A 13,085-nucleotide genomic window follows, 5' to 3' on the forward strand; every position below is an offset into this window, starting at 1 on the left:
CGCGGACCCGGACGGGGTACGACTCAGCGCAACCGGTACGCCTGGATGATCCGTTGGGTCACCGTGTTGCCGGCGGTGTCCCGAGCGGTGGCCCGCAGCGACACGTAGCCGGGGCCGGCCGGATGGCGCAACAGTGCCGACCAGCCGTCGGCAGAGGTGCGCACCAGCTTCGCCTTGCTCCAGGTCTTCCCGCCGTCGTACGAGACGTCGACGGTGAGCTTTTCCACCCGGGCGGTCGGCGCACCCGGCTGCCGTTGCACCCGGACCGGAACGATGAAGCCCTGCCCGGCCGGAGCGCTGTTGTCCACCCGCAGCGGCGGCGCGAAGCGCACCGCCGACAGGGGCAGTCGGGCCGGCGTCTCACCGGCGACGTGCCGCGACCGGAAGGTCCAGCTGGACTCCACATCGGTGCTCAGATCGGTGAAGCTTCGCTTCGACGACGTGACGAGCCGGTAGTCCGCCGCACCCGGTGGTACTGCGAACTCGCCGTAGCCGGCGTACTCGCTCTCGCCGACCAGCTTGCCGTTGCGCCAGAGCTTGGTGTGCTCACTGTCGCTCAGCGAGCCGCCCGGGTGCCCGGCCGCGTCGCTGAACATCGGCACGTCCACCACGATGGTGTCGCCGACCCGGCTGACGCTCTGGTGCGGCCAGCGCGGCTTCGGGAAGGACGGTCCGTACGGGGCCTGGTTCCAGATCTCCTGCACCGTCCGCCCGGCCCGGTAGGCGGTGGGGACGGAGAAGAGCGCCGCCTTCGGGTTCAACCACCCTTCCTCGTCCACCGTTCCGAAGTAGACCTCGGATTCCCACTTCACGCCCTTGGTGTTGTAGTACTCGACCCGCTGGCTGGGCACGACGGTGGGCAGGATCAGCGCGGAATAGCCGACGTTGTACTCCAGCTCGGGGATCACGATCCGCTCGGCCGTCATGCCCGGGTAGCCACCCCGGAACTGGTGCACGACGGTGGCCAGGTCCCGTCGGGCATAGTCGCGGACGAGCCCGGTGGGCATCCGGCCGGGGATCGCTTCGGCCAGCGCGTACAGGTAGGGGCTGTTGGCCGTTTGCGCCGGGGTCCACTGGCTGCTGAGGGTGGCGACGAACTTGTCGGCGGAGACCGGCTTGCCGATCTGACCGCTGGTCAGGCCGGTGAACGTGTCCGCCCAGAGCCCGATGCCGTAGCCACTGCCGTCGTCGGCGGTGAAGTTGCCGCTGAGGTCGATCAGTTGCGGGACGGCGGTCCGGTCCGGGACTGTCGTCCGCACCGGCTTGGCCCGGCGGGCGTCCACGACGATCCGGGTGTCCCGCTCGACGGCCACTTCGGGCTGCATCAACAGGGACATCCCGCGCGGCTCGTCCTCCGGTCCGGGCTCGAAGACGAGGCCACTCAGGCCGTAGTGCCCCTTGGGCACCCGCACGGTGGCCACCCCGTCGGAACTGACGAGGTCCCAGGAGCCGTAGGTGTCCATTCCGACCAGGAGCGTCCAGTGGTCCGCCGTACGCGCACCAGCCCGGTTGAGGTGCTCAACGGTGAGCGTGTAGCTCTCCACCTCCCGGTTCACGGCCAGCGGAGTGACCGCGACCGCGGCACCGGAACGGGCCACGATCCGGCCGGTCCAGTAACCGTCGGCGTCGCCGAGCCGGGTGTCAGTGGTGACGGTCGTGGCGGCCGTGCCGCCCGCCGGCACTGTGAGTTGGTTGGCGCCCAGGACGAACAGGCCGGCCGGTAGCGCCCGACCGCCGGGGCCGGCGCCCTCGATGCTCAGGTCCACGGTGACCGGGGCCGGACCGTCGTTGCGCCAGGTCACCGTACGGGTGATCGGGGCGTCGTCACCGTGCGGCCAGAGCGTACGTCCGAACGAGACGCTGACCGGGTCGGAGGTAAGCTGCTGGGTGATCGCGTGTGCGACGTCGACCCGCCCGGCCCCTTGCTGGTAGGCGGTCTGGTCCGGGTGTGGCTTGGCGGCGGCCATCAGGGTGGCCTTGAGCCGGTCGGCCCGCCATCCCGGGTGCTGCTGAGCCAGCAGCGCGGCCGAACCGGCCACGTGCGGGGTGGCCATCGAGGTGCCGGAGAGGGTGACGTAGCGGTCCCCCACCGGATCGCCGATGACGCCGTTGGCGGACCGCGCGGCGACGATGTCGACGCCCGGCGCGGTGATGTCCGGCTTCAGCGCGTCGTCGCCGACTCGCGGTCCCCGGCTGGAGAATTCGGCCAGTTCGTCGTCGCGGTCCACGGCACCCACAGCGAGCCCGGCGTCGGCGCTGGCCGGGGAGCCGACCGAGCCGTCCGAGCCGTCGTTGCCGGCGGCGAGGACGAACAGCGTGCCGGTCTGCGCCGTCAGGGTCTGCACCGCCTCCTCCAGCGGGTCCAGCTCCGGGGTGTCCCAGCCGCTGAGGCTCATGTTGACCACGGCGGCCTTCTTCTCCACAGCGGCCCACTGCATGCCGGCGAGGATCGCCGACTCGGAGCAGCCGGTGTCCTCACAGACCTTGCCGTCGAGCAGCGTCGCGTCCGGCGCCACGCCCCGGTACTTGCCGCCGGAGGCCGCGCCGGTGCCCGCGATGGTCGAGGCCACGTGGGTGCCGTGGCCGACCGTGTCCCGAGCGTCGGCGACCTCGGTGAAGTTGCGCGCCTCGGCCACCTTGCCGGCCAGGTCCGGGTGGGTCGCGTCGACGCCGGTGTCCAGCACCGCGACGGACACTCCCGCGCCGGTGAACCCGGCAGCCCAGGCTGCGGGCGCGCCGATCTGCGGCACGCTGTGGTCGAGGGTCACCCGTCGATGGCCGTCCAGCCAGATCCGCTCGACGCCCCCCGCCGCGTCGAGCCGAGCCTCAGCCGGACCGGTGGTGACCTTCGCCCACACCGCGCCGAGGGAGGACTTGTCGCTGTTCAGGGCGGCACCGCTAATCACCGGCAGGTCGCGGGTCACCTGCGTGCCGGGCAGTGCGGCCGAGGCACGCCGGGCGGTCCCCGTCGTGCCGTACGCCACCAGCAGCGGCAGGCTGTTGCGGTGGGCGTCGTCGTAGCCCGCCTCGACCAGCCCGGTGACGTCGAAGAGTCGCCGGTCCACCCGGCCGGAGCGCAGCAACGGCACCGCGTCCGTCGGCGTCACGGTGAGGCGTCCACGCTCACGCTGGACCAGGAACTGCACGTCCTCGCGGCCGGCGCCGGGCCGGACCGAGGCGCCGGACGCGGTGACGGTGACCCGGTCACCGGTGATCAGCGTGACGGTGGTCGAACGGTTGACGGTGGGTCCACCCGGAGTGGACTGTGGGCCGGTGCCGCCGGGTGGTGCGGGCACTGTGGTTGCGGCTGAGACGGGAGCCGGCGCGGAGAGCGCCAGCGCGAACACGAGGCCGAGAGCGGCCAATCTTCTTCCCTGGTGCAACGGATCCTCCTCGTCAAGCGTCTTGATGGATGGAGTCACATTGACAACCCACAATTGCATACCGGGTATGTAAAATGAAGGCCAAAAAATGACAGACCCGCCACGAGCCGGCGAACCGGGCCGGCATGATCGGGCGGTGACCTCCATGAAGGACAAGATGCTCGCCGGCGAGCCATACATCGCCGACGATCCCGAGATCATCGCCGACCTGGACCGGGCCGCCCGGCTGATGGAACGCTTCAACACCAGTCCCGCAGCCGATCCACAGGCCCGAATCGCAGCACTGCGGGAACTCCTCGGCGAACTGGGCGAGGACGCCTGGATCCGCCCACCGTTCTACTGCGACTACGGCTGGCAGATCCGGATCGGCCCGCGCAGCTTCGTCAACTACAACGCGGTCTTCCTCGACGTCGCTCGGATCACCCTCGGCGCGGACGTCCAGGTCGGCCCGAACGTGCAGCTGCTCACCCCGACGCATCCGGTCGAGGCCGGCCCGCGACGGGACAAGTGGGAGGCGGCCAAGCCGATCACCATCGGCGACAACGTGTGGCTCGGCGGTGGCGCGATAGTGCTGGCCGGCGTGACGATCGGCGCGAACACAGTCGTCGGCGCGGGCGCGGTGGTCACCCGGGACCTACCCGCCGACGTGGTGGCGGTCGGCAACCCCGCCCGGCCGATCCGCGAACTCGGCTAGACCGTCGGCGGATCCGACAGGCGGACCACCAGGTCGGCCCGGTCGGCGGTGGGGGTGATCACTGCGGCATTCGACTCGTCGCTGCCCAGCGCCCACGCCCGCGCCTGCTCCGGCGAACGACCGAAGGCCTCGTGCCGGGCCGTCAACCGGCGGTGCCGCACCTCGGCGTCCAGGTCGAGAAACCATGCCTCGTGCAGCAGCGGTCGGATCTCCTGCCAGGGAAAGTCCGGCAACAGCAGATAGTTGCCCTCGGTCACCACCAGCCGGACCGACGGCGGCACCTCGATCGCGCCGGCCACCGGCTCCTCCAACTCCCGGCGGAACTCCGGCGCGTAGACCGACGTCGGCTCCAACCGGTGCAACCGGCGCAGCAGTGAGACGTACCCGTTGGCGTCGAAGGTGTCCACCGCGCCCTTGCGGTCGGCGCGGCCCAGGCGGACCAGCTGCGACTGCGCCAGGTGGAAGCCGTCCATCGGCACCAGGCAGGCGGCCGACCCGACCTCGGCGACGATCCGCTCCGCCAGTGTGGACTTCCCGGCGCCCGGCGCACCGGCGATGCCGAGCAGCTGTCGCGGACCCGCTTCGGCCAGCGCCAAGGCCCGCGCCACCAACTCGTCGGCGGACAGCACCCGGGCCGGGGGCATCAGCCCAGAACCGGTTCGCTGATGGTGAATCGGGCCTGCACCGCCGCCTGCACAGTCTGCGGCTGAGGGTCCAGCTCGAGCTCCGGCGGGCCACCACCCGCGCCGCCGCCCCCGGCGAAGGCCGCACGGGCGAACATCGGCCGGTCGACGGGGCCCGCGTCGGCCAGCTCGATCAACGAGGTGACCCGGGCCCCCAGCGCCTCCGCGTACTCGCGGGCCCGCAGCAACGCGTCGCTGATCGCGGCGTGCCGGGCCGCACGATGGGCGGGGCTGTCCGGACGAAGCTCCCACCACGGGCCGGCCACCTCGACCTGGTCCTGGTCGGCGAGCCGGAGCATCAGCTCACCCAACGCGGTGAAGTCGGTGACAGTGACTGTGGTGGTGACACTGCCGTGCCAGGCGACCACCCGCTCACCCGAGCGCCGGGTCTCCGGCCGCACCCGCAGGTCGCCGGTCTCCCGCCGCGCCACCGCCGGCCCGGAGCCGTCCAACAGCACCCGGACCGCCGCGGCCCGCTCCGCCAACCGGGTCAGCGTCGCCTCCCGGTCCCGGTCGCGAGCTGTCGCGGTGACAGCGAACCGGGCCAGCTCGGGCGGCACCTCCCGGTACGCCTCGCCGCGCACCTGCACCACCGGACCGTCCACAGCCATGCCCCTCAGCCTAGTCAGCCACTGGGCGCCGCGCCGCGTAGGAGACAGTGTCCGCGTCGACGTGCAGGCCGGTCAGGTGGCCGCCGGCCACCCCCAGCTCGCGCAGCCAGGACACCTCTGCGGTGTGGTCACCGCCGGCCGGGAACTGCCTGTCGTACGCATCGAACCGCCGGTCGCGCAGCGCCGAGCGGGCAGCTCGCGCCTCGTCGTAGCGTGCGGCGAGCGCCGGGGCGTCGTCGGCGCGCAGCGCGGCGGCCAGGTCGTCCAGGAACGAGGTGACCTCGGCCAGTTCACGCAGCACCCGGTCCCGGTTGCCGAGCAGCATGTTGGCGGTCCGCTCGGCCGGGGTTCCGGCGACCCGGGTGCCGTCGGAGAAGCTGCCGGCGGCGAGGGCGAGGATCGCGTCGCGCAGCGGTGCGCGCTGGACGGCGCCGGCCAGCGCGCCGGCCAGCAGGTGCGGCACGTGTGAGGCGAGCGCGGCGGCCGAGTCGTGCTCGGTGGCGGACATCGGCACCACCCGGGCCTCGAAGACCTCCACCAGCAGTTCGGCCAGCCAGCGGAACGCGGTGGTGGCCGGCCCGGGCGCCGGACAGAGCACCCAGGCCGCGCCGGTGAGCAGGTCCGCCAGGGCGGCCGTCAAGCCGGCCCGGTCGGTGCCCGCCATCGGGTGGCCGGGCACGAACCGGTGCGTCAGCCCCTGCGCGGCGGCGAACGCCGCCACCTGCTCCTTGGTGCTACCGACGTCGGTCAGCACACACCGCTCACCGGTCATCGCCGCCACCTCGACCAGCGTCGCTGGCAGAGTGGGCAACGGTCCGCACAGGAAGACCACGTCCCGGTCGGCCACCGCCTCGACCAGCCGGTCCGGCGCGGGTACGCCCAACCGGCGGGTCTCCCGCCGGGTGACCTCGTCCGGGTCCCACCCGACCACGTCGACGCCGGCGGCGTACATCCGGAGCAGCACCGAACCACCGATCAGGCCGGTGCCGACCACCGCCGCCCGCACCCGCGCGCCCGACCTGTCCACCATCCGCACACCTCGACGTTCCTGCTGGGGTGCGGGGCCACGGCCCCGACCAGGTCCGGGGCCGAGGATATCGTTCGGGGCCGCCGGCCCCCGCACGCTGTGACGACCCGACCGACCGTAGATCTTGGTCAGCCGGTCCGGAAGGAGGGTTGTCCACTTCAGATCGGCGTCATACGGTCCGCTCCGCCGCCCGCCGAGTCGATGCGGGCAACCAGCGGAAGGAAACGAAATGTCCGCGACATACCGGGCCCTCGCCTCGGTGGTCATGCTGATCGGCTTCTACGTCGTCGCGCTCCTGCAGCTCGCCGCCGTCGCCGCGCTCGGGGTCTGGCTGTTCAGCCACACCAACGGGCTCGTCACCGGGAAGCTGCTGCTCCCCCTGGTCGTCGCGCTGGGCGCGGTGGCCGTCGGGCTCTGGCGTGCGATGCGCGCGAAGAACGAGCCGGCGCCTGGCCTGATCCTCACCGAGCGCGAGGCGCCGGGCCTGTGGGCCGCCGTACGCGAGCTGGCCACCGCCGTCGGCACCCGCGCCCCGGACGAGATCCGGCTGGTACCCGAGGTGAACGCCGCGGTCTCCGAGCAGAGCCGGCTGCTCGGCCTGCTCGGCGGACGACGGACCCTGTACGTCGGTCTGCCGCTGCTCCAGGCGTTGCGGATGGACCAGCTGCGCTCGGTGCTCGCACACGAGCTGGGCCACTACTCCGGCAAGCACACCCGACTCGGCGCCGTGGCGTACCGGGGTCGGCTGGCGATCGCGGAGACGCTGGAGCGGATCAGCCCGCGCAACCCGATCGGCTGGGTCTTCAAGGGCTACTCGAAGCTCTACCTGATGGTGGACAACGCCGCGTCGCGGCGGCAGGAACTGGAGGCCGACCGTTCCTCCGTACTGCTGGCCGGGCCGGATGCCGCAGCCTCCGCGTTGCGTGCCCTGCCGGCGCTCGACGCGGCCTGGGGCTTCTTCATGCGCCGGTACGTCGAGCCGGGCTGGTCCGCCGAGCTGGCGCCGGACGACCTCTTCGGCGGCTTCGGCCAGCTGCTACGCGGTCGGCAGGACGAGATCGCCGAGCTGCGGGAGAACGCCCCCGATCGGCGGCCGTCGCCGTGGGACACCCACCCGCCGATCGGCGTCCGGGTCGCCGCGATGGCCGGCCTGCCGGCGGGAACGGCCACGCCGGATGATCGGCCCGCCGCGCTGCTGCTCGCCGACATCGACACCGCCGGTCGGCAGTTGCAGGGCATCGTTGTCGACTCCGGCCGCCGTCAGGTGCTGCAGTGGCCGCAGTTCATCGCTGCGGCGGTGGCGGCCGGGGTGCAGCGGCAGGCGGACGGCGTCTACCGGGCGGCAGGGCGCTTCGCCGGCGTCAGCGGGCCGGGCCTGACGACGGTGCTGGACCTGGTGCGCTCCGGCCGGCTGGGCGAGTTCGCCGAGCGGTTCTTCGGCGACGTCACCGCTGAGGAGGCGGCCGCCCGGTTCGCCGGGCCGATGGAGACGCTGCTCGACAACGCGGCCGTCCGCTCCGGCCAGGCCCACTGGCAGCTGTCCTGGTCCGGTCCGGCCCAGCTCGTCGGCCCGCAGGGGCAACCGTTGGACCTCGCCGAGATCGCCAAGCTGGCCGTCGCGCCGCAGACCTTGGACGTGGCGTTGGCCCGCCTGGCCGAGCTGGGCATCGACCCCTCCGGCGCGACGGTGGTCGAGGACCGGGTCTCCGGGCGGGACGCCGACCTGATCGGCGCACTGGCCAACATCAAGATCGACGGTACGGAGCACGACGTGCTCATCCTCGACCGGGGGCTGGTGCTGATCGTCGACCCCGGCAAGGCCAGCCAGGGCGAGAAGCGGCTCCGCGAACTGGTCGGCTCGATGCCGATCGCGGAACTGGCCGCCCGGCACACGTTAGTGCCGTACGAGGAGGTCGTCTCCGTGGAGGTCAAGCGGGAGGTGCCGCTGAAGGCGGAGCTGACCCTGCACGACGGCCGGGTGCTCACCATGCAGGAGCTGATGGCCAGCGAACTGCTGGAGAAGCAGAGCCGGAACACCCTGCTGCGGGTCTTCCGCCAGATCAGCGACTGACGCCGTGCGGGCGGTCGGCCGACAGGTTCGACCGCCCGGACCGCGATCAGGCGAGGCGCGCCGCGACGCCGGCGATGTGCTCGTCGGACTCGGTCAGCGCGACCCGGACATGCTGCCCGGCCGTGGGGCCGTAGAAGACGCCGGCGGCGACCAGGATGCCGCGTCGGGCCAGCCAGTCGACCGTCTGCCAGCAGTCCTCACCTCTGGTCAGCCAGAGGTACAAACCCGCCTCGGAGTGCTCGACGGTGAAACCGGCACCGGTGAACGCCGCAGTGAGCACCTCCCGCCGGGCGCGGTAACGCTCCCGCTGCTCCTCGGCGTGTCGCTCGTCCTCCAGCGCGGCCACCATCGCCGCCTGCACCGGGGCGGGCACGATCATGCCGGCGTGCTTGCGGACCTTGAGCAGCTCGGCGACGAGCGCCGGGTCGCCGGCGACGAAGCCGGCCCGGTAGCCGGCGAGGTTGGACCGCTTGGAGAGCGAGTGCACGGCGAGCACCCCGGCGTAGCTGCCCCCGCTGACCTGCGGAGACAACACCGAAACCGGGTCGGCCGACCAGCCCAGGGGCAGGTAGCACTCGTCGCTGGCGACCACCGCGCCACGCTCGCGGGCCCAGTCGACCACCTTGCGCAGGTGCGCCGCGGGCAACACCCTGCCGGTCGGGTTGCCGGGCGAGTTGACCCAGACCAACCGGACCCGGGGGGTCGGCCCGAGCGAGGTGAGCGAGTCGGTACGCACGACGGTGGCGCCGGCCAGCCGGGCACCATCCTCGTAGGTCGGGTACGCGATCGACGGCACCACCACCACGTCACCCGGGCCGATGCCGAGCAGCGTGGGCAGCCAGGCCACCAGCTCCTTCGAGCCGATGGTCGGCAGCACACCGAGACCGTCGACGCCGGCGCCACAGGCTCGGGACACCCACGCCGCGATCGCGGCCCGCAGCGCCGGCGTGCCGGCGGTCAGCGGGTAGCCGGGAGCATCGGACGCGTCAGCCAACGCCCGCCGGATCACCTCGGGCACCGGGTCGACCGGCGTACCCATGGAGAGGTTGATCAGGCCCTCCGGATGCGCCGCGGCCAGCGTGGCCGCGGCGTCCAGGGTGTCCCAGGTGAACTCGGGCAGTCGCGACGAGACCGGCGCGGGCCGGTTCAGTGGCCCTCGCCGCGCGGCGGCTGCGCGGCGACGAAGGTGGCGTCCTTCTCCACCTTGCCGATCTTCGAGGCGCCACCGGGCGAGCCCAGGTCCTCGAAGAACTCGTAGTTCGCGCCGGTGTAGTCCTTCCACTGCTCCGGAACGTCGTCCTCGTAGAAGATCGCCTCCACGGGGCAGACGGGCTCACAGGCACCACAGTCGACGCACTCGTCGGGGTGGATGTAGAGCATCCGATTGCCCTCGTAAATGCAGTCGACCGGGCACTCCTCGATGCATGCCTTGTCGAGCACATCTACGCACGGCTCGGCGATGATGTAGGTCACCGGTCTTCTCCTCCGCAAGACTCGCCGCGATCTCCCGCGACGGTAAGAGCCTAGTATCTCGCCGGGGAGGGGGTCGATCGTGCTCCGACAGCAGGATGTGGGACACCGAATCGTGGTCCGCCGGATTGTGGGGATTCGCGAAGGCCGCCCGCTATTCTCCGATGCCCTCGGCGAGCTGGTGGAGCTGAGCGAGACTCATCTCACGCTGGCCACCGCACAGGGGCAGCTACGGGTCCCGGTGGCGCAGGTCCACCGGGCCAAGCGCGTACCGCCGACCCGCCGGCCCACCGCCGCAGCGGTCGTGGCGCTGGAGCGGGCCGCCGACGAGGCCTGGCCGGCACCGACCCGGGGCCGACTCGGTGACTGGCTGCTCCGCTCGGCCGAGGGTTGGACCGGGCGCGCCAACTCGGCACTGCCGATCGGTGACCCGGATCGACCACTGGCCGCCGCGGTCGACGCGGTGGAACGCTGGTACGCCGATCTGGGCCAACCCGCGTTGATCAACACTCCGCTGCCCCTCGCCGCGCCGGTGGGCGCCGAACTGGACGCCCGCGGCTGGAGCACCCGACCACCGACGCTGGTGCAGACCGCGCCGCTACCCGTGCTGGCGTCGCCGGCCGCCACCGGCCCGGCCGGCCCGGTGGTCGAACTGGCCACCGCGCCCAGCGACGAGTGGTTGGCCATCGCCGCCGGCCGCAAGGGCGGCCTGCCGGACGCCGCCCGACACGTGCTCACCGCCGTGGATCAGGTCCGCTTCGCCCACGTGTACGCCGACGGCACCCTGGTGGCCGTCGGCCGCGGCACGGTGACCGGCCAGGGCCGCTGGCTGGGCCTCAGCCTGATCGAGGTCCTACCTGCGGCCCGCCGCCAGGGGTTGGCCCGCCGCGTGATCCACGAACTGGCCGGCTGGGGCGTGTCGGGCGGCGCGACGCACGCGTTCCTCCAGGTCGAGCAGCGCAACACGGCGGCGGTCGCGCTCTACCAGCGGCTCGGCCTCGTCACCCACCACACCTACCTGACCCGGGTCGCCCCGAACTGACCTCGACCCTCGCCGGGCGGCACCCTGCGGCCGGGCGAAGCGGGCTGGCGGGCTTGATCGACTCGACTTTCAGGAAGTCGCGGTATCCCGGCGCCTACAACCCCGCGACTTCAAGGAAGCCGAGTCGATCCGCGGTGTCAGCGGCGGACGACGCGGCGGGGCTTGGCGGCCTTGACCTCCGCGTACCGCTTGAGCTGCTGAGAGCGGTAGTCACGGCCCAACGCGGTGAGCACCAGGTAGCCGATCAGCAACCCGGCGCCGGTGGCGAGCAGGTAGAGCCAGATCTGCGCGAAGAACGTCGCCGCGCCGCCGTCGAACGGGTTGTGACCGACCAGCAGGGGCCCGACCAGCACGGTCAGCAGCATCGCCACCGGCACCACGAGGGCCATGTCGGCGGCCCAGCCCGCCAGCGGCCGGCGACGACCCCAGCGGAAGGCGACCACGGCGAGGATCAGCCCGATCACCGCGAACATCGCCAGCGACACCCTGTCGGCGGCGGTGTCGTCACCGTCGAAGCCGAACCGCGTGATCAGTCGGGCGACCACGTTGACCGCGAACAGCGCCGCTACGAGCAACCCGATGTCACGCCACCGCTTGTCCATCGCCGGACCCTCCTGCCGTACGCCCCGTCGCGGGCTGCACATCCCTGGCAGGAATATCTACCACCCTTACCTGGGACACGTCATCAGCCGGCCCGGACCAAAACCCAACCCGGGCTTCAGCCGCCGAGCATGGGCGGCTGCGGGGCGAGGATCTGGCGGAAGCCCATCACCGCGAAGGTCATCGCACCGGCCACGATCATGGCCAGCCCGACCCAGTTGTCGCCGGCCAGCAACAGGTCGCCCTCGTTGGTCCGGATGGCGGCGACGGCCATCAGCGCGAACCACGGCACCGCCGGCAGCGCCACCGCCCAGCGGCGGCCGACCGCCTCGTACGCGAACCAGCTCAGCACGATGTTGGCGCCGATGGCGAGGAACACCGACACGCCGACCAGTTGCCCGCCGACGCGAACCGTGGCGAGCAGCAACTCCAGTACGCCGGTCAGCACTCCGGCGAGGACCACCACTATCGCACCGACCACCCGGACGCCCAGGTCCAGCAGTCGTGGCGGCGGCCCCGCCGGGGGCGGGGCTTCCTGGTCCTCCACGACCGTCACCGATGCGGCCGGCAGCGTCACCGGAGACCCGCCGCCGCGACCGGGAACCGGTCCGGGGCGGTCTCCGCGGGCAGGCCGGCGAAGAGGTCGTCCTCCCAGCCGTACGGCCCGGTGCCCGGGCCCTTCTCACCCACAGCGAGGGTGAAGAACTCCACGCCCATGAACTCCCCGCCGAAGTTGCCGGCGATCGAGTAGAGCCAGGAGTTGGCCGGGATCTGGGTGGCGTGCGCCCGCATCGCGGCCTCCTTGGCCGTGTGCTGGTCGGTGCCGTCGATGCGGGCGGCGATCTGGGCGTCCGGGGTGCCGAAGGGCAGGTCGGCGATGTCCTCGATGCCGCCGAACGGGTTGTCGGCAGACTCGGCGAAGTGCGTCATGCCGGCCTCCAGGACGCTGAGCGGCATGGCCGTCCAGTAGACCTTGAGCGGGGCGCAGCCCTCGGCGGTGGCCAGCTCGACGGCGCGCATGGCCACCCGGTGGGCCTGGATGTGGTCGGGGTGACCGTAGAAGCCGTTCGGGTCGTACGTGACGAGCACCTGCGGGCGTACCTCTCGCATGATCTCCACGAGATGCCCGGCGGCCTCGTCGAGGTCGGCCTGCCAGAAGGCCCGGGGGTGCTCGTTGGTCGCGAGCCCCATCATCCCGGAGTCGCGGTAGCGGCCGGCGCCGCCGAGGAAGCGGTGGTCGCTGACGCCGAGCGCCTCGCACGCGGCGGCCAGCTCGGCGATCCGGTACCCGCCGAGCTGGTCGGCCTCGGCGGCGGCGAGCTGCGCCAGCGCGGGCACGTGGATCTCGCCCTCCTCGCCGAGCGTGCAGGTCACCAGCGTGACGTGCGCGCCGTCGGCGGCGTAGTGGGCCATCGTCGAGCCGGTGCCGATCGACTCGTCGTCGGGGTGCGCGTGGACCAGCAGCAGGCGGCGGTCGGGCAGCATCGTCACGACGGTCACTCTA

Annotated in this window: 12 protein-coding genes; 3 read left to right on the forward strand and 9 right to left on the reverse strand. The window is 72.3% G+C overall.

What is annotated here, in order from left to right; genetic code table 11:
• Positions 1-23: 23 nt before the first annotated feature.
• Entirely contained in the window at positions 24-3,443 is a 3,420-nt protein-coding gene (locus IW249_RS04525) for a S8 family serine peptidase (protein WP_196919648.1), read from the reverse strand.
• Positions 3,444-3,519: 76 nt separating this feature from the next.
• Here IW249_RS04525 and IW249_RS04530 point away from each other — a divergent pair, with 76 nt between their 5' ends.
• Positions 3,520-4,077 carry a sugar O-acetyltransferase gene (locus IW249_RS04530; protein WP_307788515.1) on the forward strand — a complete coding sequence of 186 codons (558 nt, stop codon included), beginning with the start codon at positions 3,520-3,522 and terminating at the stop codon, positions 4,075-4,077.
• On the opposite strand, the gene IW249_RS04535 is transcribed toward IW249_RS04530, so the two are convergent.
• From IW249_RS04535 to IW249_RS04545, 3 genes are read right to left on the reverse strand one after another with little or no spacing between them, the layout of a single operon-like run.
• Positions 4,074-4,721 carry a nucleoside/nucleotide kinase family protein gene (locus IW249_RS04535; RefSeq protein ID WP_196919649.1) on the reverse strand — a complete coding sequence of 216 codons (648 nt, stop codon included), beginning with the start codon at positions 4,719-4,721 and terminating at the stop codon, positions 4,074-4,076. The genes IW249_RS04530 and IW249_RS04535 overlap by 4 nt on opposite strands.
• A complete protein-coding gene (locus IW249_RS04540) occupies positions 4,721-5,371 on the reverse strand; it encodes an SIMPL domain-containing protein (protein ID WP_196919650.1) in 651 nt (216 codons plus the stop codon). The genes IW249_RS04535 and IW249_RS04540 overlap by 1 nt, the downstream gene beginning before the upstream one ends.
• 10 nt (positions 5,372-5,381) lie before the next feature.
• A complete protein-coding gene (locus IW249_RS04545; protein ID WP_196919651.1) occupies positions 5,382-6,401 on the reverse strand; it encodes a prephenate dehydrogenase in 1,020 nt (339 codons plus the stop codon).
• Positions 6,402-6,627: 226 nt separating this feature from the next.
• On the opposite strand from IW249_RS04545, the gene IW249_RS04550 reads away from it, so the two are divergent.
• A complete protein-coding gene (locus tag IW249_RS04550) occupies positions 6,628-8,469 on the forward strand; it encodes a M48 family metallopeptidase (protein ID WP_196919652.1) in 1,842 nt (613 codons plus the stop codon).
• Between the two features lie 46 nt (positions 8,470-8,515).
• Here the strand turns inward: IW249_RS04550 and dapC are convergent, their stop codons facing one another.
• Both dapC and fdxA read right to left on the reverse strand, forming a co-directional pair.
• Positions 8,516-9,619 carry a succinyldiaminopimelate transaminase gene (dapC, locus tag IW249_RS04555; protein ID WP_269215376.1) on the reverse strand — a complete coding sequence of 368 codons (1,104 nt, stop codon included), beginning with the start codon at positions 9,617-9,619 and terminating at the stop codon, positions 8,516-8,518.
• A complete protein-coding gene (fdxA, locus tag IW249_RS04560) occupies positions 9,616-9,942 on the reverse strand; it encodes a ferredoxin (RefSeq protein ID WP_007464872.1) in 327 nt (108 codons plus the stop codon). Before fdxA ends, dapC begins: the two co-directional genes overlap by 4 nt.
• Positions 9,943-10,021: 79 nt before the next feature.
• Between fdxA and IW249_RS04565 the strand changes: the two genes are divergently transcribed.
• Positions 10,022-10,981 (forward strand): GNAT family N-acetyltransferase, encoded by a 960-nt coding sequence (locus tag IW249_RS04565; RefSeq protein WP_196919653.1) that lies wholly within the window; start codon positions 10,022-10,024, stop codon positions 10,979-10,981.
• Between the two features lie 137 nt (positions 10,982-11,118).
• Here the strand turns inward: IW249_RS04565 and IW249_RS04570 are convergent, their stop codons facing one another.
• From IW249_RS04570 to mshB, 3 genes are all read right to left on the reverse strand, one after another.
• A complete protein-coding gene (locus IW249_RS04570) occupies positions 11,119-11,583 on the reverse strand; it encodes a hypothetical protein (RefSeq protein WP_196919654.1) in 465 nt (154 codons plus the stop codon).
• A gap of 116 nt (positions 11,584-11,699) precedes the next feature.
• The gene (locus tag IW249_RS04575; protein WP_196919655.1) at positions 11,700-12,158 is read right to left on the reverse strand and encodes a hypothetical protein; all 459 of its coding nucleotides are present in this window, start codon (positions 12,156-12,158) and stop codon (positions 11,700-11,702) included.
• Entirely contained in the window at positions 12,155-13,081 is a 927-nt protein-coding gene (gene mshB / locus IW249_RS04580; protein ID WP_196919656.1) for an N-acetyl-1-D-myo-inositol-2-amino-2-deoxy-alpha-D-glucopyranoside deacetylase, read from the reverse strand. Before mshB ends, IW249_RS04575 begins: the two co-directional genes overlap by 4 nt.
• Between the last annotated feature and the right edge of the window lie 4 nt (positions 13,082-13,085).

The sequence above is a fragment of the Micromonospora vinacea genome (assembly GCF_015751785.1).
Taxonomy (GTDB): Bacteria; Actinomycetota; Actinomycetes; order Mycobacteriales; family Micromonosporaceae; genus Micromonospora; species Micromonospora vinacea.